This window comes from Streptomyces sp. DSM 40750 (assembly GCF_024612035.1).
In the GTDB taxonomy this organism is placed as follows: Bacteria; Actinomycetota; Actinomycetes; order Streptomycetales; family Streptomycetaceae; genus Streptomyces.
In genome coordinates, this window is the sequence record NZ_CP102513.1 from 9,400,121 (window position 1) to 9,420,903 (window position 20,783).

16 protein-coding genes and 1 tRNA gene are annotated in these 20,783 nt (G+C 70.5%); 12 read left to right on the forward strand and 5 right to left on the reverse strand.

Translation table 11 applies throughout. The annotated features are described in order from the left end of the window. The 8 genes from JIX55_RS41190 (at nucleotide 1) to JIX55_RS41225 (ending at nucleotide 9,243) form a co-directional block, all read left to right on the forward strand. Nucleotides 1-1,377, forward strand: coding sequence for a ThuA domain-containing protein (locus JIX55_RS41190; protein WP_257568305.1), 1,377 nt, complete (start codon nucleotides 1-3; stop codon nucleotides 1,375-1,377). A gap of 165 nt (nucleotides 1,378-1,542) precedes the next feature. Further along, nucleotides 1,543-2,787, forward strand: coding sequence for an inositol-3-phosphate synthase (locus JIX55_RS41195; protein WP_257568306.1), 1,245 nt, complete (start codon nucleotides 1,543-1,545; stop codon nucleotides 2,785-2,787). Beyond that, nucleotides 2,784-4,004: a sugar phosphate isomerase/epimerase family protein gene (locus tag JIX55_RS41200; RefSeq protein ID WP_257568307.1), complete on the forward strand. Its 1,221-nt coding sequence runs from the start codon at nucleotides 2,784-2,786 to the stop codon at nucleotides 4,002-4,004. The genes JIX55_RS41195 and JIX55_RS41200 overlap by 4 nt, the downstream gene beginning before the upstream one ends. A 31-nt stretch (nucleotides 4,005-4,035) precedes the next feature. Continuing rightward, entirely contained in the window at nucleotides 4,036-4,719 is a 684-nt protein-coding gene (locus JIX55_RS41205; RefSeq protein ID WP_257568308.1) for an EboA domain-containing protein, read from the forward strand. Further along, nucleotides 4,719-5,567, forward strand: a complete 849-nt coding sequence (locus JIX55_RS41210) for a TatD family hydrolase (protein WP_257568309.1) — start codon at nucleotides 4,719-4,721, stop codon at nucleotides 5,565-5,567. The genes JIX55_RS41205 and JIX55_RS41210 overlap by 1 nt, the downstream gene beginning before the upstream one ends. 3 nt (nucleotides 5,568-5,570) lie before the next feature. Further along, nucleotides 5,571-6,740, forward strand: a complete 1,170-nt coding sequence (gene eboE / locus JIX55_RS41215) for a metabolite traffic protein EboE (protein ID WP_257568310.1) — start codon at nucleotides 5,571-5,573, stop codon at nucleotides 6,738-6,740. Then, nucleotides 6,737-8,131, forward strand: a complete 1,395-nt coding sequence (locus tag JIX55_RS41220) for a nucleotide pyrophosphatase/phosphodiesterase family protein (protein ID WP_257568311.1) — start codon at nucleotides 6,737-6,739, stop codon at nucleotides 8,129-8,131. The genes eboE and JIX55_RS41220 overlap by 4 nt, the downstream gene beginning before the upstream one ends. 77 nt (nucleotides 8,132-8,208) lie before the next feature. After that, nucleotides 8,209-9,243, forward strand: a complete 1,035-nt coding sequence (locus tag JIX55_RS41225; protein ID WP_257568313.1) for a sugar phosphate isomerase/epimerase family protein — start codon at nucleotides 8,209-8,211, stop codon at nucleotides 9,241-9,243. 84 nt (nucleotides 9,244-9,327) lie between these two features. Here JIX55_RS41225 and JIX55_RS41230 read toward each other — a convergent pair whose 3' ends face one another. From JIX55_RS41230 to JIX55_RS41245, 4 genes are all read right to left on the reverse strand, one after another. Next, nucleotides 9,328-10,716 (reverse strand): OFA family MFS transporter, encoded by a 1,389-nt coding sequence (locus tag JIX55_RS41230; protein WP_257568314.1) that lies wholly within the window; start codon nucleotides 10,714-10,716, stop codon nucleotides 9,328-9,330. Between the two features lie 118 nt (nucleotides 10,717-10,834). After that, nucleotides 10,835-12,979, reverse strand: coding sequence for an acetate--CoA ligase family protein (locus JIX55_RS41235; RefSeq protein WP_257568315.1), 2,145 nt, complete (start codon nucleotides 12,977-12,979; stop codon nucleotides 10,835-10,837). A gap of 3 nt (nucleotides 12,980-12,982) precedes the next feature. Then, on the reverse strand, nucleotides 12,983-14,260 hold the full coding sequence (frc, locus tag JIX55_RS41240) for a formyl-CoA transferase (RefSeq protein WP_306820084.1): 1,278 nt from the start codon (nucleotides 14,258-14,260) through the stop codon (nucleotides 12,983-12,985). A 10-nt stretch (nucleotides 14,261-14,270) separates the two neighbouring features. After that, the gene (locus tag JIX55_RS41245) at nucleotides 14,271-15,965 is read right to left on the reverse strand and encodes a thiamine pyrophosphate-binding protein (RefSeq protein ID WP_257568316.1); all 1,695 of its coding nucleotides are present in this window, start codon (nucleotides 15,963-15,965) and stop codon (nucleotides 14,271-14,273) included. 142 nt (nucleotides 15,966-16,107) lie between these two features. Here JIX55_RS41245 and sucC point away from each other — a divergent pair, with 142 nt between their 5' ends. From sucC to JIX55_RS41265, 4 genes are all read left to right on the forward strand, one after another. Beyond that, nucleotides 16,108-17,238: an ADP-forming succinate--CoA ligase subunit beta gene (sucC, locus tag JIX55_RS41250; RefSeq protein ID WP_257568317.1), complete on the forward strand. Its 1,131-nt coding sequence runs from the start codon at nucleotides 16,108-16,110 to the stop codon at nucleotides 17,236-17,238. A gap of 11 nt (nucleotides 17,239-17,249) precedes the next feature. Beyond that, nucleotides 17,250-18,167 (forward strand): succinate--CoA ligase subunit alpha, encoded by a 918-nt coding sequence (sucD, locus tag JIX55_RS41255; RefSeq protein WP_257568318.1) that lies wholly within the window; start codon nucleotides 17,250-17,252, stop codon nucleotides 18,165-18,167. A 125-nt stretch (nucleotides 18,168-18,292) separates the two neighbouring features. Next, nucleotides 18,293-19,843 (forward strand): aldehyde dehydrogenase family protein, encoded by a 1,551-nt coding sequence (locus tag JIX55_RS41260; RefSeq protein ID WP_257568319.1) that lies wholly within the window; start codon nucleotides 18,293-18,295, stop codon nucleotides 19,841-19,843. A 174-nt stretch (nucleotides 19,844-20,017) separates the two neighbouring features. Then, nucleotides 20,018-20,102: transfer RNA gene (locus JIX55_RS41265), tRNA-Leu, on the forward strand. 136 nt (nucleotides 20,103-20,238) lie between these two features. On the opposite strand, the gene JIX55_RS41270 is transcribed toward JIX55_RS41265, so the two are convergent. Continuing rightward, on the reverse strand, nucleotides 20,239-20,559 hold the full coding sequence (locus tag JIX55_RS41270; protein WP_257568320.1) for a hypothetical protein: 321 nt from the start codon (nucleotides 20,557-20,559) through the stop codon (nucleotides 20,239-20,241). Nucleotides 20,560-20,783 lie beyond the last annotated feature (224 nt).

Consider the following 20,783-nt stretch of genomic DNA (forward strand, 5'->3'; position numbering starts at 1 on the left):
ATGCCGACGAACAGACGTGTATGGGCCGCACTGGGTGGCGCCGCCCTGCTGATCGGATGCGTGTCGGGACCGGCCGTGTCGGACGATGAGGGCGGCTCCGACGAACACCGGGTGCTGGTCTTCTCGAAGACCGCCGGCTTCCGGCACGACTCGATCCCCGAGGGCATCGCGGCCGTACGGGACCTGGGCGCCGCCCACGGCTTCGCGGTCGACGCCACAGAGGACGCCGGCGCCTTCACCGCACGCAACCTCGGACGCTACGACGCCGTGGTGTTCCTGTCGACGACAGGTGACGTCCTCGACACGACCCAACAGGGCGCGTTCGAGCGGTACATCAAGCGTGGCGGCTCCTATGTGGGCGTCCACGCGGCCGCCGACACCGAGTACGACTGGGCCTTCTACGGCGGACTCGCGGGCGCGTACTTCCAGTCGCACCCCGCGATCCAGCCCGCGACGGTCGACGTCGAGGACCACGCCCACCCGGCCACGGCCGGCCTGGGCGCGACCTGGAACCGCACGGACGAGTGGTACAACTACCGCTCCAACCCCCGTGAGCGGGCCCATGTCCTCGCCTCGCTCGACGAGTCGTCGTACAGCGGCGGCACCATGAACGGCGACCATCCGATCGCCTGGTGCCAGAACTACCAGGGCGGCCGCGCCTTCTACACCGGCGGCGGCCACACCAAGGAGTCGTTCGCGGAACCCGCCTTCCGGCAGCACCTGCTGGGCGGCATCCGGTGGGCGATCGGCGAGGTCCAGGGCGACTGCCGACCGGAGAACGGCTACCGGCCGCTCTTCGACGGCACCTCGCTGGACGGCTGGCGGCAGGCGGGCCCGGGCTCCTTCACCCTGGACGACGGCACGATCACGTCGTCCGGCGGGATGGGCATGCTCTGGTACGCGGACCGGAGCTTCGGGTCCTACTCCCTGAAGCTCGACTGGAAGACGGCCGGCGCCTCGGGTGACGACAACTCCGGTGTGTTCGTGGGCTTCCCGCCCTCGGACGACCCCTGGTCGGCCGTGAACAACGGCTACGAGATCCAGATCGACGCCACGGACGTACCCGAGAAGACCACAGGGTCCGTCTACGGCTTCCGGTCCGCCGACATCAGGAAGCGCGACCGCGCCCTGAACCCGCCGGGGGAGTGGAACACGTACGAGATCCGCGTGGAGGGCGAGCGCCTCCGCGTCTGGCTCAACGGCGTGAAGATCAACGATTTCACCAACACCGATCCGGTACGGAGCCTGCGCGACGGTCACCTCGGCATCCAGAACCACGGAGCCGCCGACCAGGTGTCCTTCCGCGACATCCGGATCAAGGAACTGCCCGCCCGGGCCGCCGCCTCGTCGGCTGCGGCCCCGGCTCCGGGCGACTGAGCGGCGGCGGGCGGGGGACGCCGGACCTCCGCCCGCCGCCTTCCCTCCCTGTGGAGGGTTGCCGCATCACGTGCCCGTGAGGGTTCCGCAGCACGCGTTCGACAAGCGACAAGCGACAAGCGACAAGCGACAAGCGACAAGTGACAAGCGACAAGGAGGCCGCCCATGTCCGCGTCCGTTTCCCCGCCGCGCGTCGGTGTCTGGCTGATCGGAGCGCGCGGCTCCGTCGCCACCACGGTCGTCGCGGGCTGCGCGGCCATGACGGCGGGCCTGCACCCCGCGACGGGCATGGTCACCGAGACCCGCCTCTTCGCCGACTCCGGCCTGCCCCCGCTCTCCTCCCTCGTCTTCGGCGGCCACGACACGGTCGACTGCCCTCTGCCCAAACGGGCGGAGGCCCTCGCAGCCGGGGGCGTCCTGCCCCACGACCTCCCCGCGGCGATCACCTCCGAACTCACCGCCGCCGACCGCGAGATCAGGCCCGGCGGTCCCGTCCCGGGCGACACGAGGAACCCCGCGGAGCTGATCCCCTCCTTCACGGCCGACATCCAGGACTTCATACGGCGACGGGGACTGACCCGAGCCGTGGTGGTGAACGTGGCCTCGACGGAACCCGCCCCCACCGGCACCACCCTCCCGCCGAGCTCCCTGTACGCGGCGGCCGCGCTCCGGGCGGGCTGCCCCTACGTGAACTTCACCCCCTCGACCGGCCTCCACCACCCGGCTCTCTCCTCCCTCGCCGCCTCCTCCGGCGTCCCCTACGCGGGCCGCGACGGCAAGACCGGCCAGACCCTGCTCCGGTCCGTCCTGGGCCCGATGTTCGCCCAACGTGCCCTGCCCGTCCGGGCCTGGTCCGGAACCAACCTCCTCGGCGGAGGCGACGGCGCCGCCCTCGCCGACCCGGCCGCCGCCGCTGCCAAGAACGCCGGCAAGGAACGCGTCCTGACCGACACCCTGGGCACCACCCCCGAGGGCGAGACCCACATCGACGACGTCCCCGCCCTCGGAGACTGGAAGACCGCCTGGGACCACATCGCCTTCGACGGCTTCCTCGGCACGCGGATGGTCCTCCAGACCACATGGCAGGGCTGCGACTCCGCTCTGGCCGCCCCCCTGATCCTGGACCTCGCCCGCCTCCTCACCCGCGCCCACGAATGCGGCCTCACCGGCCCCCTGACCGAGCTGGGCTTCTATTTCAAGGACCCGGTGGGCGACGGGCCCGCGTCCCTGGGGGAGCAGTACACGGCGTTGACGGGGTTCGCGGAGCGGTTGCGGCGGCCTGTCGTGGGGGCGGGTGGGCCGGAGCGGGGGCCGGCCGAGCGGGGGCTTGGCGAGCCGGAACCTTCGGAACCGGGCCCTGCCAAGCAGAGGCTTCCGGAGCCGGGCCTTTCGGGGGTGACCCCGGCATGAATCCACGGCCGACCCTCCCGACGAACACCGACGTGCCGCCACCACTCCCACCACAGCCACAGCAGCCGCCTCCGTCACCTCCGGCGTCTCAGCAGACCCCGCCGAGCAAGACCTCCCAGACCTCCCAGACCACCGATACCTCCCCTACCTCCCAGGCCTCCCTCCTCTCCTTCGGTTACGGCACCAACGGCCTCGCCGACCTCCGCCTCGACGACGCCCTCGCCCTCCTCGCCGACCTCGGCTACGACGGCGTCGGTCTGACCCTCGACCACATGCATCTCGACCCGCTCGCCCCCGACCTCGCGGCCCGCACCCGGCGGCTCGCGCGACGACTGGACGCCCTCGGTCTGACCGTCACCGTGGAGACCGGCGCCCGCTATGTCCTCGATCCCCGCCGCAAGCACGGCCCCACACTCCTGGATCCCGACTCCGACGACCGTTCCCGCCGGGCCGACCTGCTGATCCGGGCGGTGCAGGTCGCCGCCGACCTCGGAGCCCACGCCGTGCACTGCTTCAGCGGGGTCACCCCGCCCACCACGGACGAGGACACCGCCTGGAAACGCCTCCCCGACGCGCTCACCCCCGTCCTCGACGCCGCCACCGCCGCCGGCATCCCCCTCGCGGTCGAACCCGAGCCCGGTCACCTCCTCGCCACGCTCGCCGACTTCCACCGGCTCCGCGAGGCCCTCGGCAGCCCCGCCGCACTGGGCCTGACCCTCGACATCGGCCACTGCCAGTGCCTCGAACCGCTCCCTCCCGCCGACTGCGTCCGCGCCGCCGCCCCCTGGCTCCGCCACGTCCAGATCGAGGACATGCGCCGCGGCATCCACGAACACCTGCCCCTCGGCGAGGGCGAGATCGACTTCCCACCCGTCCTCGCAGCCCTGGCCGCCATCGACTACCGGGCCCTGACCGTCGTCGAACTACCCCGCCACTCCCACGCCGGCCCCCACTTCGCCGAACAGTCCCTCTCCTTCCTCCGCCGGTCGACAGGCCGAACGACAGGCCGAACGACAGGCCGAACGACAGGCCGAACGACAGGCCGAACGACAGGCCGAACGACGGGCCGGACGACGGGCCGGACGACGGGCCGGACGACGGGCCGGACGACGGGCCTGACGGTCCCTCCTCGGCCCGACGGCACCGGCCCACCCGAGCCCGCCCGCTCGCCCAGCCGCACCACCGACAAGGCCCGAGCAACTCCGGACGCCCCGTGACACCACCGCCGTCCCCGAACGGGAGCCCCACGTGATCCACCACCGCACGCCGGACCGTCCGGCAGCCCGCCCGGCCCTCGCCGCACCCGCCGACCTGCGCGGCCACCTGAACGCCCACCTCGCGGGCGCCGCCCGCGCCTGGCTGGGCCGGGCGCTCGACGAGGCCGCCGATCACCCGGGCACCCGCGGGCCCGTCTCCGTCTGGGAGCTGCGCCTCGCCGAGGCGGGCCGACGCTGCGGTACCGAATACGCCGACGCCGTCCGCGTACTGATCCTGCACGCGGCCCGCGCCGACACCGACGCGCTCACCCGGGTGTACCGCCAGGGCACCGCCGACGAACGCCGGGCGGTCCTGCACGCGCTGCCCCACCTGGTGCCCGGCCCCGACGCGCTGCACCTCGTCGAGGACGCCCTGCGGACCAACGACACCCGCCTCGTCGCCGCCGCCCTCGGCCCGTACGCCGCCCGCCATCTGGCCCCGCACCAGTGGCGGCACGCCGTGCTCAAGTGCCTGTTCACCGGCGTGCGCGTGGACGAGATCACCGACCTGACCCGTCGTGCCCACGGCGACACCGAACTCGCCCGCATGCTCGGCGACTACGCCGAGGAACGCACCGCCGCGGGCCGTCCCGTACCCGAGGACCTGTACCGCGTCCTGGCCCTGACCGCGCCCTCACCGGCCGACGAGAACGGCATCGACGGCAAGGAGTCCTGATGCGCATCTTCGACCCCCACATCCACATGACGTCACGCACCACCGACGACTACGAGGCGATGCACGAGGCGGGCGTCCGCGCGGTCGTGGAGCCGGCCTTCTGGCTGGGGCAGCCCCGCACCTCGCCGGCCTCGTTCACCGACTACTTCGACTCCCTGCTGGGCTGGGAGCCCTTCCGCGCCGCCCAGTACGGCATCGCCCACCACTGCGCCATCGCCCTCAACCCCAAGGAGGCGAACGACCCGCAGTGCACGCCCGTGCTGGACCAGCTGTCCCGCTACCTGCTCAAGGACCGGGTCGTGGCCGTCGGGGAGATCGGCTACGACTCCATGACCCCGGCCGAGGACCACGCGCTCGAACACCAGCTGCAGCTGGCCGCCGACCACGGCCTGCCCGCCCTCGTCCACACCCCGCACCGGGACAAGCTGTCCGGCCTGCGCCGCACGCTCGACGCCGTACGGACCTCCGCGCTGCCGGCCGAGCGGGTGCTGCTCGACCACCTCAACGAGACCACCGTCAAGGAGGCCAAGGACAGCGGGGCCTGGCTCGGCTTCTCCGTCTACCCGGACACCAAGATGGACGAGGAGCGCATGGTCGCCGTCATCAAGGCGTTCGGCCCGGAGAAGGTGCTGGTCAACTCCGCCGCCGACTGGGGCAGAAGCGACCCCCTCAAGACCCGCAAGGTCGGCGACGCCCTGCTCGCCGCCGGTTTCGACGAGGACGATGTCGACCTGGTGCTGTGGCGCAACCCGGTCGCCTTCTACGGGCTCAGCGGCCGTCTCGCCCTCGACGTCACCGCCACCGGCGCCACGCACGAAGGCAACAGCATCCTGCGCGGCGGGGAGTGACCCATGCGCTTCCGCCACCCCGACGGATCCACCGTCCACCTCGCCTACTGCACCAATGTGCACCCGGCCGAGACCCTCGACGGAGTCCTCGCCCAACTCCGCGACCACTGCGAGCCCGTACGCCGCCGCCTCGGCCGCGACCGCCTCGGTATCGGCCTGTGGCTCGCCAAGGACGCCGCCGACGCCCTGGTCACCGACCCGTCCGCCCTGCGCGGCCTGCGCGGCGAACTCGACCGGCGCGGCCTCGAGGTCGTCACCCTCAACGGCTTCCCCTACCAGGGCTTCGGCGCCGAAGAGGTCAAGTACCGCGTCTACCGGCCGGACTGGGCCGACCCGGAACGCCTCGACCACACCACCTCCCTCGCCCGCGTCCTCGCCCAGCTCCTCCCCGACGACGTCACCGAGGGCACCATCTCGACCCTGCCCCTGGCCTGGCGCACGGCCTACGACGACGCCCGCGCCGCCCGGTCCCGCACGGCTCTCCTCACGCTCGCCGAACGCCTCGACGCCGTGGCCGAGCTGACCGGCCGCTCCATCCGTGTCGGCCTGGAACCGGAGCCCGGCTGCATCGTCGAGACCACCGCCGACGCCATCGGCCCCCTCACCGACATCGGCCACGACCGCATCGGCATCTGCGTCGACACCTGCCACCTCGCCACCTCCTTCGAAGACCCGCACACCGCCCTGGACGCGCTCACCCGAGCCCGTATCCCCGTCGTCAAATCCCAGCTCTCGGCCGCTCTGCACGCCGAACACCCCCACCTCCCCGAGGTCCGCGAAGCCCTCGCCGCCTTCGACGAGCCGCGCTTCCTGCACCAGACCCGCACCTCCACCGCCGCCGGCCTGCGCGGCACCGACGACCTCGGCGAGGCCCTCAAGGACGACGCGCTGCCCGACGCCTCACCCTGGCGCGCCCACTTCCACGTCCCGCTCCACGCGGCCCCCGCCGCGCCCCTCACCTCCACGCTCCCCGTACTCAAGGCCGCCCTGACCCACCTGGTCGGCGGCACCCACCCCCTCACCCGCCATTTGGAGGTCGAGACCTACACCTGGCAGGCCCTCCCACCCGAACTCCGCCCCCGCAGCCGCGCCCAGCTCGCCGACGGCATCGCCGCCGAACTCGCCCTGACCCGCGACCAGTTGACCGACCTCGGCCTCAAGGAACTGCCGTGAGCCCCCCACCCGAAGCGGGGCCCACCCCTCTCCTCGTCCTGGACGTCGTCGGCCTCACCCCCCGCCTCCTCGACCACATGCCCCACCTCAAAGCCCTCGGCCGGTCCGGCTCCCGCGCCCCCCTCGGCACCGTCCTGCCCGCCGTCACCTGCGCCGCCCAGTCCACCTTCCTGACCGGCACGCTCCCCGCCGAGCACGGCATCGTCGGCAACGGCTGGTACTTCCGCGAACTCGGCGACGTCCTGCTGTGGCGCCAGCACAACGGCCTCGTCGCCGGGGACAAACTGTGGGACGCCGCCCGTCGCGCCCACCCCGGCTACACCGTCGCCAATATCTGCTGGTGGTACGCCATGGGCGCCGACACCGACATCACCGTCACCCCCCGTCCGATCTACTACTCCGACGGCCGCAAGGAACCCGACTGCTACACCCGGCCCCCGGCCCTGCACGACGAACTCACCACGAAACTCGGCACGTTCCCCCTCTTCCACTTCTGGGGACCGGGCGCCGACCTGGTCTCCAGCCGCTGGATCGTCGACGCGACCCGCCACATCCTCCGCACCCGCCGACCGGACCTGGCCCTCTGCTACCTCCCTCACCTCGACTACGACCTGCAGCGCTACGGCCCCGACGACCCGCGCTCCCTGAAGGCGGCCGCCGACCTCGACCGGGCCGTGGCGCCCCTGCTCGACGAAGCCCGGGCGGAAGGCCGTACCGTCGTCGCGCTCTCCGAGTACGGCATCACCCCGGTGAACCGTCCCGTCGACATCAACCGCGCCCTGCGCCGCGCCGGCCTCCTCGACGTACACACGCAGGACGGCATGGAGTATCTGGACCCGATGGCCTCACGGGCGTTCGCGGTCGCCGATCACCAGATCGCCCATGTGTATGTGCGCCGCCCCGAGGACCTGGAAGCCACCAGGGAAGCCCTCGCTGACCTGCCCGGCATCGACCAACTCCTCGACGACCAGGGCAAGAAGGCCCATCACCTCGACCATCCGCGCTCCGGCGAACTCGTCGCCGTCGCGGAGCCGGACGCCTGGTTCACGTACTACTACTGGCTCGACGACGACCGCGCGCCCGACTTCGCGCGACTGGTCGAGATCCACCGCAAACCCGGCTACGACCCGGTCGAGCTGTTCATGGACCCGCTCGACCCGTATGTGAAGCTCAAGGCGGCCACGGCACTGGCCCGCAAGAAACTCGGCCTGCGCTACCGCATGGCGGTCGTGCCGCTGGATCCCTCACCTATTCGCGGCAGCCACGGCCGCCTTCCCATGAGCGACGACGACGGTCCGCTCATCATCTGCTCCACCCCCCGCGCTGTCGGCGACCGCGTCGCGGCCACCGATGTGAAAGCACTGCTGCTCCGACTGGCCGGTCTCTCCTGACCCGCCAGAAGTCCTCACTGGTCACAAGTGAAGCACTCACCACTGACAACACCCTTCCACGCAGAGGAGTTCCAGGCATGAGCCGCACTCACCAGCCGGATCCCGAACTCACCCACCGCCTCAGCAGACGAGGCATGCTCGGCGTGGCCGCGGGCGCCACCGTCGCCGCGCTGCTGGGCACCACGGCCACTCCCGCCACGGCCGCTCCCGCCACGGCGGCGACGGGCCGGGGCCGCCCCGTCCTTCCGCCCGGCCGACTCGGCATCCAGCTCTACAGCCTGCGCGACAAGGTCTCCACCCTCGGCTTCGCGCCTGTTTTCGCCGAACTGGAGAAGTACGGCTACGACGAGGTCGAGTTCGCCGGGTACACGCAGGGCTCGGCGGGCCCCATCACGCTCGCCCAGCTCAAGCGCCTGGCCCGCGACCACGGCCTGACCCCGATCGGCAGCCACGTCGGCTACTACTCCAGCGACCCGAACGCGTACACCTTCGCGCAGAACCTCACCAAGGTCCTCGACGACGCCCAGGCCCTCGGCCTGAAGCACATCGGCACCGCCGCCGGCCCCTTCCGCTACGGCATGACCGTCGACGCGATGAAGCGGGCCGCCGAGGAGTTCAACACCTACGGCGCCGCGGCCAAGGCACGCGGCATGAAGTTCTACCAGCACAACCACTCCGAGGAGTTCTCCTTCGCCACCGACAACCCCAAGGTCCGCCTCTACGACGTCCTGCTCCGCGAGACCGACCCCCGCCTCGTCTATCTGGAGATGGACATCTTCTGGGCGTACGTGGCCCAGTTCCGCTTCTCGAAGCGGCCCGACGGAACACCCGCGCCGTTCGAGCCCCTCGACTACGTCCTCAAGCGCCCCGACCGCTACCCGCTCTTCCATGTGAAGGACGGCGAGAGCGACCCGTCGAACCCCTTCGGCTACCGCATGGTGGACGTCGGCGACGGCGACATCGACTACCAGAAGTTCATCTCGGCGGTCACCCGCCTGAAGGGCCACCGCCTCGCCCACCACTGGCAGGCCGAACACGACAACCCCACCGAGTCCTTCACCTTCGCCCGCCGCTCCAGCGAGCACCTGCACTCCCTGCGGGAGAAGTGCTGACCGAAGCCGGGGAACAACGGCAGCAGGCGGCCGCCCCGTGGTGCGAGACCACGGGGCGGCCGACTGCTGCCGTACGCCGAGGCGTCAGGCCACCTCGTCCCCGAGCGGACGGGGGTTGGGAGTGATGTGCCGGGGGCGGGGCCGCCCCGGCGGGTGCAGGAAGAGGGCGACGAAGCCGGCGAAGAGGGAGATCGAGCCGGCCAGGACGAAGGCGCCGGCGTAGTCCCAGGCGGACACCACGACCGCGCCCATGCCGGAACCGAGCAGGCCGGACACCAGCTTCGAGGAGTACACCAGGCCGTAGTTGGAGGCGTTGTTGTTCTCACCGAAGTAGTCCGCGGTCATCGCGGCGAACATCGGGAAGATGGCGCCGCCGCCGAAGCCGGAGATGGACGAGAACAGCAGGAAGAGCGGCAGGTTGCCGATGTTCCCGGAGAACAGGATGCCGTACTGCGACAGCCCGAGGACGATACAGACGAAGATCAGGCACTGCTTGCGGCCGTAACGGTCGGACAGCCAGCCGATGACACCGCGGCCCGTGCCGTTCACGATCGCCTTCAACGACATCGCGGTCGCCACGATGCCACCCGCGAAGCCCGCCTCGTCACCGAAGGGGACCTGGAAGGCGATACCGAAGATGTTCACACCTGACGTGCACAGCAGACAGAACCACATGAGGGCTACACGGCCGGTCCTCCACGCCTCCTTGGGGGTGTACTGGTGCACGGCGGGCGGGTTCTTCTCCATCGCGCGCCGGGCGCGGGCGTCGGTGGGCTTCTTCAGGGGGTCGACGTCGGCCGGCCACCAGTTCTTCGGCGGATCGCGGAAGAAGTAGCCCGCCACCGCCACGACCGACGCCAGGAAGAGACCCACACAGACGAGGACCCAGCGGAAGTTGGTGAGGTCCATGTAGCCGGTGAAGATGAAGACGAACGGCACCGAACCGTAGGCGAAACCGCCGTTCACGAAGCCGGTCTTGCCGCCCTTGCGCTCCGGGTACCACTTGGCGACCATGTTCACGCAGGTCGCGTAGACCATGCCCGCGCCCATGCCGCTGAACATGCCGAAGCCGATGTACGCGACGATCACATGCGGCGCGAACGCCAGGGAGAGATAGCCGAGCAGCGTGCCGACGGCGCCGAGCATCATCGCCCAACGGGCCGGAAGTTTGCCGCTCTCCCGCAGCTTGCCGGCGGGGAAGGCCACGGCCGCCTGGAAGAAGACCCAGACGCCCAGCATCCAGAAGATGTGCGCGCTGCTCCAGCTGTGCGCCGTGTGCAGCGTGTCCTCGGCGGACGCGAACGCGTACTCCGCCGAGCTGATGCCCATCATGCCCACCCACGGCAGGATGACCATCCACTTGCGTTTGCGGCCCATGATGTCCAGGTCGGATTCGCCGATCCGGTACATCCGGCCGTTGGCGTCCGTCACCTCCCTGTAGGGGACGGATGTGGAGATGTCAGTTGTTGCCATGTCGATCGAACCCTCCGCGTGGAAGAAGTCTGGCCAGCGCCCCCTGTCCGTGCTTCTTTGCGCCGGGGCCCGCGGTGAGCGGTCGCCGCAGGCCCCGTGGTTCGAGCCGTCGCTCAGCTCACCGACCGCCCCCCAACAGTCCCGCCGCCCGCGCCCAGCGATACTTCGCGCCGAGCACGGCCACCGGCTTCTCGGTCGTGTACGGGTACGCCACGACCCCGCGCTCGAAGAGGTACTGGCAGGCCTCCTCGACCTCGACATCGCCCGCCAGCGACGCCACCACGGGCTTCTCGATGCCGCGCTCCCGGAACTCGGCCACCACGCGCGCGGTGAGCTCGGCGAACACCATGGGCGGCGTGACGATGGTGTGCCAGTAACCGAGGACGAGCGCGTGGATGCGCGGGTCCTCAAGGCCCAGCCGGATCGTCGCCTCGTACGTCGACGGAGGCTCGCCCCCGGTGATGTCGACCGGGTTGCCGGCCGCCCCGAACGGCGGGATGAACCTCCGGAAGGACGCGTCCAGGTCCGGCGGGATCTCCATCAGGGACAGCCCGTTGTCGGTCACCGCGTCCGACAGCAGTACGCCGCTGCCGCCCGCGCCCGTGATGATCACGACGTTGTCGCCCTGGGGAGCCGGAAGCACCGGCAACGCGCGCGCGTACTCCAGCATTTCGTTCAGCCCCGGCGCCCTGATGACACCCGCCTGCTTCAGGATGTCCTCGTACACGGCGTCGTCGCCCGCCAGCGCGCCCGTGTGCGAGCCCGCCGCCTTCGCCCCGGCCGCCGTACGGCCCGCCTTCAGGACCACGACCGGCTTCTTCGGGACGGTCGCCCGCGCGGCCGCCACGAAGGCCCGCCCGTCCTTGAGGTCCTCCAGGTGCATCGCGATGCACTCGGTGTGCGGGTCCTCGCCGAACCAGGTCAGCAGGTCGTCCTCGTCGAGGTCCGACTTGTTGCCCAGCCCGACGATCGCCGACACACCCGTCTTCGTGGTGCGCGCGAAGCCCAGGATGGCCATCCCGATGCCACCGGACTGCGAGGTCAGCGCGACCCCGCCCTTGACGTCGTACGGCGTGCAGAACGTGGCGCAGAGGTCCTGCCACGTCGAGTAGTAGCCGTAGATGTTCGGCCCGAGCAGCCGGATGCCGTGCCGCTCGGCGATCGCCACGATCTCGTCCTGGAGTCCGTGCTCACCGGTCTCCGCGAACCCGGACGGGATGAGTACGGCGTTGGGGATGCCCTTGCGACCCACGTCCTCCAGCGCCGCCGCGACGAACTTGGCGGGGATCGCGAAGACCGCCACATCCACCTCACCGGGAACGTCCGTGACACTCTTGTACGCCTTGCGGCCCAGAATGTCATCGGCCTTGGGGTTCACCGGGTGGATCTCCCCGGAGAAACCGCCGTCGATGAGGTTGCGCATCACCGAGTTGCCGATCTTGCCCTGCTCGTTGGAGGCCCCGATCACGGCGACCGACGAGGGCTCCATCAGTCGGCGCATGGAGGTGAGGATCTCCTCGCGCGTGTAGGTACGCCGGGGCTTCGGCACCGACTCCGCGAGGATCACCCGGATGTCCGCCGCGACCGCGCACTCCGGGGTGGCGATCACCGGGTTGAGGTCCACCTCGGCGATCTCCGGGAAGTCCGCGACGAGTTCGGAGACCCGGCGGATCTGCTCGGCGATCGCCCACCGGTCCACCGGGGCCGCCCCGCGCACCCCGCGCAGGATCTCCGCCGCACGGATCGAGTCCAGCATGGAGAGCGCCTCGTCCGCGTCGACCGGCGCGAGCCGGAACGTCACGTCCTTGAGGACCTCGACCAGCACCCCGCCGAGCCCGAACGCGACGACCTTCCCGAAGGTCGGGTCGGTCACCGCACCGACGATGACCTCCTGCCCCTTCGGCAGCAGTTCCTGCACCTGGACGCCCTCGACGCGCGCCTGAGGGGCGTACGCCTTCGCATTCTCGATGATCCTGTGGAACGCGGCCCGCACGTCGGTGGCGCCCTCCACCCCGACGATCACACCGCCCGCGTCGGTCTTGTGCAGGATGTCCGGCGAGACGATCTTCATGACCACCGGCCCGCCGAAACGCGCCGCGTACCTCACCGCCTCGTCGACGTCCTTCGCCAACTCCTCGCCCGGTACGGCGATCCCGTACGCGTCGGCGATCACCTTGCCCTCGGGAGCGGTCAGCGCGTCGCGGCCCTCGGCCCGCACGGTGGCGAGGAGTGCGCGCACCCTCAGCACCCGGTCTTCGGCCATCAATCAGATCACTCCGTTCGACTTGAGCAGGCGCAGCTCCGCGTCGCCGAGGCCGAGCTCGCCGACGTAGACCTCTTCGTTGTGCTCGCCGAGCAGGGGTGAACTGGTCACGTCCACGGGGGAGTCGGACAGCTTCAGCGGGCTGCCGACGGTCACGAAGTCGCCGCGCTCGGGGTGCGGCACGGTGACGACCATCTCGTTGGAGACCAGGGACTCGTCCTCGATGATCTCCTTGGTGGAGAGGATCGGCCCGCACGGGATGTTGTGGGCGTTGAGCCGCTCCAGCACCTCCCACTTGGGCAGGGTGGACGACCACTCCTCGATGAGCTGGAACATCTTGTTGAGCTTGGACAGCCGGGCCTCAGGCGTCGCCCACTCGGGGTCGTCCGCCAGTTCGGGCCGGCCGATGAGCTCGCTGATGGGCTGCCAGCCGACGGGCTGCACGATGACGTACACGTAGTCGTTCGGGCCGCCCGGCGCGCACTTGACCGCCCAGCCGGGCTGGCCGCCGCCGGACGCGTTACCGGACCTGGGAACCTCGTCGCCGAAGTCGTCGTTGGGATATTCACGGAGCGGGCCATGTGCCAGCCGCTGCTGGTCCCTCAGCTTCACCCGACAGAGGTTGAGGACGGCGTGCTGCATGGCCACATTGACCCGCTGACCGCGCCCGGTGTTCTCCCGCTGGTACAGCGCCGCGAGAATCCCCGCCACGGCGTGGATGCCGGTGCCCGAGTCCCCGATCTGGGCCCCCGTCGCCAGCGGCGGCCCGTCCTCGAAGCCGGTGGTCGACATCGACCCGCCCATGGCCTGCGCGACGACCTCGTACGCCTTGAAGTTGGTGTACGGGCCCTCGCCGAACCCCTTGATGGAGGCATAGACGATACGAGGATTGATCTCCTGGATGCGATCCCAGGTGAAGCCCATGCGGTCGACCGCGCCGGGTCCGAAGTTCTCGACCATGACGTCGGAGCGCCGGATCAGCTCGGTGAGGATCTCCTTGCCGCGCTCGGTCTTGGTGTTGAGGGTGATGCTCCGCTTATTGCAGTTGAGCATCGTGAAGTAGAGGGAGTCGACGTCCGGGAGGTCGCGCAACTGCTTGCGCGTGATGTCCCCCGTCGGCGCCTCCAGCTTCACCACGTCCGCGCCGAGCCAGGCGAGCAGCTGCGTGGCGGACGGGCCGGACTGGACGTGCGTCATGTCGAGGACGCGGATGCCCGCGAGCGCCTTGCCGGGCGGCGCGGACTGGGCGGTGGTGTCGGTCGTGGCGGTCTCGGTGGTCACCGGGGTCCCCTCACTTGTACATCGTCTGGTTCATGGTTCCGGGGGCGTACGCGTCCGGGTCGACCCAGACGTTGATGAGCGACGGCTTGCCCGACTCGCGGGCCCTTCGCAGGGCCGGGCCGATGTCGGCGGGGTCGCGGACCTCCTCGCCGTAACCGCCCAGCATCTGCGCGAACTTGTCGTAGTGGACGTCGCCGAGGGTGTTGCCGACCCGCTCGCGCTCCAGGCCGTACTTGGCGGCCTGGCCGTAACGGATCTGGTTCATGGAGGAGTTGTTTCCGACGATGCCGACGAAGGGAAGGTTGTAGCGGACGAGGGTCTCGAAGTCCCAGCCGGTGAGGGAGAAGGCGCCGTCACCGAAGAGGGCCACGACCTCCTTGTCGGGCCGCGCCTGCTTGGCGGCGAGCACGAAGGGGACGCCGACGCCGAGCGTGCCGAGGGGGCCCGGGTCCATCCAGTGCCCGGGTGACTTGGGCTGTACGACCTGCCCGGAGAAGGTGACGATGTCGCCGCCGTCGCCGATGTAGATCGAGTCCTCGGTGAGGAAGTCGTTGATCTCGCTGACCAGCCGGTACGGGTGGATCGGCGAGGCGTCGGACCTCAGGCTGGGCAGCCGCTTCTCGATGGCGGTCTGCTCGGCGGCGCGCAGCTCGTCGAGCCACTCCTTGCGCTTCGACGCGCCCCCGTTGAGGCGCCCGGAGGCCGCCTCGGTCACCGACCTCAGGATCAGCCCGGCGTCGCCCACGATCCCGAGGTCGATGTCGCGGTTCTTGCCGACGGTCCGGTAGTCGAGGTCGATCTGCACGACGGTCGCGTCCTGCGACAGCCGCTTGCCGTAGCCCATGCGGAAGTCGAAGGGCGTACCGACGATGACGATGACATCGGCGTTGGAGAAGGCGTACCGCCGGGAGAGCTGGAAGTGGTGCGGGTCGCCGGGCGGGAGCGTGCCGCGACCCGCGCCGTTCATGTACGCCGGGATGTTGAGCGTACGCACCAGCTCGATCGCGGACTCGGTGCCGCGGGTCGTCCACACCTGGCTGCCCAGCAGGATCGCGGGCTTCTCGGCGTGCACCAGCAGGTCGGCGAGCTTCTCGATGGCCTCGGGATCACCGGCCGAGCGGGTCGAGGCCCGGTAGGCGCCGGCCTTCGGCACGCGTGCCTTCTCCACGGGCACCTTGGCGTCGAGCACGTCACGCGGGATCTCCAGGAAGGAGGGGCCGGGGGCACCGTGGTAGCACTCGCGGAACGCCATCGACACCATGTCGGCGGCGCGGGCCGTGTCCGGCACGGTCGCCGCGAACTTGGTGATCGGCGTCATCATGTCGACGTGCGGCAGGTCCTGCAGGGACCCCATCTTGTGCTGGGTGTGCGCGCCCTGGCCGCCGATCAGCAGCATCGGGGACTCCGCGCGGAATGCGTTGGCGACACCGGTCACGGCGTCGGTCGTACCGGGGCCGGCGGTGACGACCGCGCAGCCGGGCTTGCCGGTGATACGGGCGTAGCCGTCGGCGGCGTGGGCGGCGACCTGCTCGTGGCGTACGTCGACGACCTCGATGCCCTCGTCGACGCAGCCGTCGTAGATGTCGATGATGTGGCCGCCGCACAAGGTGTAGATGACCTCCACCCCCTCCGCTTTGAGTGCCTTGGCGACGAGGTGACCACCGGAAATGAGGGCCTCGTTCTTGTCGCGGCTGTCGTCAGGCATGGCGAAGTCCTGTCCCTTCGTAGGGGTTGGAACGCTCTCGCGGTGATTGCATACAGTCGACGAATACTGTATGAAGCTTGTTATCCCGCATCCGGTGAGTGGTGTCCAGGGGGCGTGCGGCACTTTTGAGTCAGGAGCCGGAATGGACCTTTTCGAGCACCAGGCAAGGGAACTCTTCGAGGAACACGGCATCTCGGTGCCACGGGCCGAGGTCACCGACTCGCCCAAGGAGGCCCGCGAGATCGCCCGCAGGCTGGGCGGACGCGTCGTCGTCAAGGCCCAGGTGAAGACCGGTGGACGCGGCAAGGCGGGCGGAGTGAAGCTCGCCGCCGACCCCGCCGCCACCGAACTGACGGCACGACAGATCCTCGGCATGGACATCAAGGGCCACACCGTCCGCAAGGTGATGGTCGCCGAACCCGTCGCGATCGAGAGCGAGTTCTACGTCTCCTACGTCCTCGACCGCGCCGCCGGCCGCTTCCTCGCCATCGCCTCGGCCGAGGGCGGTATGGAGATCGAGGAGGTCGCCGCGACCCGGCCCGAGGCCGTGGCCCGTATCCCGATCGACCCCGTCGAGGGCGTCACCTCGGCGAAGGCCGCCGAGATCGCGGCGGCGGCCGGCCTGCCGCCACAGACCGTCGACGTCCTCGTACGGCTCTGGGGGGTGCTGACCCGCGAGGACGCGCTCCTCGTCGAGGTGAACCCCCTCGTCCGTACCGAACAGGGCCGGATCCTCGCCCTCGACGGCAAGGTCACCCTCGACGACAACGCCACGTTCCGGCAGCTGCGTTGGGGTGACGAGGGTTTCGCGCACGACGATCCGCTGGAGGCGGCCGCCGCCGCCAAGGGCCTCAACTACGTGAAGCTGGACGGCGAGGTCGGGGTCATCGGCAACGGCGCCGGACTCGTCATGTCGACCCTCGACGTGGTCGCGGGCTGCGGCGCCCGCCCCGCCAACTTCCTCGACATCGGCGGCGGCGCCTCGGCCCAGATCATGGCCGACGGCCTCTCCGTCATCCTCTCCGACCCGGCCGTGAAGTCCGTCTTCGTCAACGTCTTCGGCGGGATCACCGCCTGCGACGCGGTCGCCGACGGCATCGTGCAGGCCCTGAACAGCGTGCAGTTGGCCAAACCGCTGGTCGTCCGCCTCGACGGCAACAACGCCGTACGCGGCCGGGCCATCCTCGACGACCGCGACCACCCCCTCGTCCACCAGGCCACCACCATGGACGGCGCCGCGCGCCGCGCCGCCGACCTCGCCCACGCGATCTGAGGAGCCCGGACATGGCCATCTACCTCACCAAGGAGAGCAAGGTCCTCGTCCAGGGCATGACCGGCGGCGAGGGCATGAAGCACACCCGCCGCATGCTCGCGGCCGGCACGAACATCGTCGGCGGCGTCAACCCCCGAAAGGCGGGCCGGACCGTCGACTTCGACGTCCCCCAGTGCCTTGAGGGCCTGGGAGGTGCCCCCAGTGCCGTCCCCGTCTTCGGCTCGGTCCACGAGGGCATCGAGGTCACCGGCGCCGACGTCAGCGTCGTCTTCGTCCCGCCCGCCTTCGCCAAGGCGGCCGTGATCGAGGCCGCCGACGCCGGCATCGGCCTCGCCGTCGTCATCACCGAGGGCATCCCGGTCCACGACTCCGTCGCCTTCACGGCGTACGCCCAGGCCACGGGCGTCCGGATCATCGGCCCCAACTGCCCCGGTCTGATCACCCCCGGCCAGTCCAACGCCGGCATCATCCCCGCCGACATCACCAAGCCGGGACGCATCGGCCTGGTCTCCAAGTCCGGCACCCTCACCTACCAACTCATGTACGAACTCCGCGACATCGGCTTCTCCACCTGCGTCGGCATCGGCGGCGACCCCGTCGTGGGCACCACCCACATCGACTGCCTGGCCGCGTTCCAGGACGACCCCGAGACCGAACTGATCGTCCTCATCGGCGAGATCGGCGGCGACGCGGAGGAACGGGCCGCCGCGTACGTCCGCGACCACGTCACCAAGCCCGTCGTCGGCTACATCGCCGGGTTCACCGCGCCCGAGGGCAAGACGATGGGGCACGCCGGCGCGATCGTCTCCGGCTCGTCCGGTACGGCGCAGGCCAAGAAGGAGGCGCTGGAAGCGGTCGGGGTGAGGGTCGGGAGCACTCCCACCGAGACGGCCCGGCTCGTGCTCGCCGCCCTGGAAGACGGTGCGTGACATCACTCGTCCGGCCGGCCCCCGGCCATGCACCACCCCGCCCGCCCGTCTCCAGCCACCACCCTTCCAAGGAAGGCCCTGCGGGCCCTTCTTTCTCTCGACTGTGCACCGAGAGCGGAGCATCAATGGCACCCATCCTCACCCTCAAATCCGGCACCTCCTGGACCGACGCCTGGCAGCGCTGTCTAGCCGTCGCCCCCGAGGCCTTCCGGGACGACCGTGTCCTCAACCTCTGGGGCGCCGCCTGGCAGGCCGACGGCCGGGCGCTCCCGGCCACCAGCCCCGTCGACGGCAGCCCCATCGCGGGCCCGCCCCGACTGGACGGCGCCACCGCGCACCGGGCGGTACGCGCCTCCCTCGACCAGCACCGCGCCTGGCGCCACGTCCCCCTCGACGAACGCCGCGCCCGCGTCGCCGCGACCCTCGACGCCCTCACCCAGCACCGCGAACTGCTCGCCCTGCTCCTCGTCTGGGAGATCGGCAAACCCTGGCGGCTCGCGCAGGCCGACGTGGACCGGGCCATCGACGGCGTCCGCTGGTACGTCGACGGCATCGAGCCCATGGTCGACGGGCGCGTCCCGCTCGACGGCCCGGTCTCCAACATCGCCAGCTGGAACTACCCGATGAGCGTGCTCGTCCACGCGATGCTGGTCCAGGCACTGGCGGGGAACGCGGTCATCGCCAAGACCCCGACCGACGGCGGCGTCGCCTGCCTCACCCTGGCCAGCGCGCTCGCCGCCCGAGAAGGGATACCCGTCACCCTCGTCAGCGGCAGCGGAGGCGAACTGTCGGAGGCACTCGTACGCGCCCCCGAGATCGGCTGCGTCTCCTTCGTCGGCGGCCGCGACACCGGCGCCGCGGTGGCCACGGCCGTCGCCGACCTCGGCAAACGACATGTACTGGAACAGGAGGGGCTGAACGCCTGGGGCATCTGGAACCACACGGACTGGGACACCCTCACCGCCGTCATCCCCAAGCTCTTCGACTACGGCAAGCAGCGCTGCACGGCGTACCCGCGCTTCGTCGTCCAGCGTGAGCTGTTCCACGATTTCCTGGCGGCCTACCTTCCGGCGGTCCGCACGCTCAAGGTCGGCCACCCGCTGGCCGTGGAGCACCCCGACGACCCGTATCCGAAGCTGGACTTCGGGCCCGTCATCAACGCGGCCAAGGCCAAGGAGCTGACCGACCAGGTCGCCGAGGCCGTCGACCGCGGCGCCGTCCCGCTGCACCGGGGCATGCTCGCCGACGCGCGCTTCCTGCCCGGGCAGGACACCGCCGCGTACGTCCAGCCCGTCACCCTCCTCAACCCGCCCCCGTCCTCCCCGCTCCACCACGCGGAACCCTTCGGCCCGGTCGACACGATCGTCCTGGTCGACACCGAGGCCGAGTTGCTCGCCGCCATGAACGCCTCGAACGGCGCGCTCGTCGCCACCCTGTCCACCGACGACAGGGCGACGTACGAGCGGCTGGCACCCCAGATCCGGGCGTTCAAGGTCGGCCACGGCACACCCCGCTCCCGCGGCGACCACGAGGAGCTCTTCGGCGGCTTCGGCGCGTCCTGGCGGGGCGCCTTCGTCGGCGGTGAGCTGCTCGTGAAGGCGGTCACGCGCGGTCCGGCGGGGGAGCGGCTGCCGGGGAACTTCCCCGAGTACCACCTCATGCCGTCCGCGGCCTGACATGGCTGGATCGTGACTGTCCGATCACCCCGGGTGAGGCCGTGCGGGCCTGCTCACCGAGGCCCGCACGGCCCCGTCCGGAGCCCGGATATGCAGGTGAAGGGCACCCCGAAACCTTGGTATTGTTGTCCATGTCGCCGCGGGGAACACCCCCGTCAAGGCGGCACAGACCTGGTCCGGGTGGCGGAATGGCAGACGCGCTAGCTTGAGGTGCTAGTGCCCTTTATCGGGCGTGGGGGTTCAAGTCCCCCCTCGGACACATGTAGTAGGCGTTTGGATGGTGCCGACCGGTTCTGGGGCGGCACCATCCTTTTTTTATGGGTCCATTTCCACGCCCGGCCCCGGGTTGAGACGCCGGGCGTGTGGTGTTTCGGGGCCGTCTTGATGGCCCTGTCTCACGGCGTGTAGGGGGCGTCGCTGTGGTGGAGTTCGACCATGGCGGGCTCGGTCACCTGGTAGACAGCGGTTCGCCTGAGCGTCACCACGGCCGTCGGATCGGAGTCACCGCGGGTGAGGTAGACGACCGTCGCCTGCCTCGCGGGTGCCGAGGAGATGTCGATCGAGACCACCGGCGTACGGTCGCCGAGTGAGACGGCGGCGGCCGGCACCGGGGTTCCGGCGTCGTTGCGCCATGTGACGAGTCCGTAGAACTTGCCCGTGCCCCCTGTGGTGACCTTGATGGCGCCCACGGCGTCCGCCGCCGGGTCGCCTGTCATGTCCCCAATGCCGCACTGCGGCTGAAGTTCGATCACCACACCGTCGCCTTCCCACCGTCCGTTTGTGAGAGCGACGGTCCCCTCGGGTGCGTCGGGCAGCCGCATGGAGGAGTTCTGCAGCTCGGCGTTCCGCAGCTGATCGCAGGTCAGCGCACCTGCTGAGTCACTGCTGCCCGGCTTCTTCGAAGAGTCCGGCGACGGCTTGGCCGATTCTTTTTCATCGT

Excerpts from the sequence above, each read along its gene's own strand:
- JIX55_RS41190 (WP_257568305.1), top strand. The coding sequence starts at position 1 with ATGCCGACGAACAGACGTGTATGGGCCGCACTGGGTGGCGCCGCCCTG.
- JIX55_RS41195 (WP_257568306.1), top strand. The coding sequence starts at position 1,543 with ATGTCCGCGTCCGTTTCCCCGCCGCGCGTCGGTGTCTGGCTGATCGGA.
- JIX55_RS41200 (WP_257568307.1), top strand. The coding sequence starts at position 2,784 with ATGAATCCACGGCCGACCCTCCCGACGAACACCGACGTGCCGCCACCA.
- JIX55_RS41210 (WP_257568309.1), top strand. The coding sequence starts at position 4,719 with ATGCGCATCTTCGACCCCCACATCCACATGACGTCACGCACCACCGAC.
- eboE (WP_257568310.1), top strand. The coding sequence starts at position 5,571 with ATGCGCTTCCGCCACCCCGACGGATCCACCGTCCACCTCGCCTACTGC.
- JIX55_RS41225 (WP_257568313.1), top strand. The coding sequence starts at position 8,209 with ATGAGCCGCACTCACCAGCCGGATCCCGAACTCACCCACCGCCTCAGC.
- JIX55_RS41230 (WP_257568314.1), bottom strand. The coding sequence starts at position 10,716 with ATGGCAACAACTGACATCTCCACATCCGTCCCCTACAGGGAGGTGACG.
- JIX55_RS41235 (WP_257568315.1), bottom strand. The coding sequence starts at position 12,979 with ATGGCCGAAGACCGGGTGCTGAGGGTGCGCGCACTCCTCGCCACCGTG.
- JIX55_RS41245 (WP_257568316.1), bottom strand. The coding sequence starts at position 15,965 with ATGCCTGACGACAGCCGCGACAAGAACGAGGCCCTCATTTCCGGTGGT.
- sucC (WP_257568317.1), top strand. The coding sequence starts at position 16,108 with ATGGACCTTTTCGAGCACCAGGCAAGGGAACTCTTCGAGGAACACGGC.
- sucD (WP_257568318.1), top strand. The coding sequence starts at position 17,250 with ATGGCCATCTACCTCACCAAGGAGAGCAAGGTCCTCGTCCAGGGCATG.
- JIX55_RS41260 (WP_257568319.1), top strand. The coding sequence starts at position 18,293 with ATGGCACCCATCCTCACCCTCAAATCCGGCACCTCCTGGACCGACGCC.
- JIX55_RS41270 (WP_257568320.1), bottom strand. The coding sequence starts at position 20,559 with ATGACAGGCGACCCGGCGGCGGACGCCGTGGGCGCCATCAAGGTCACC.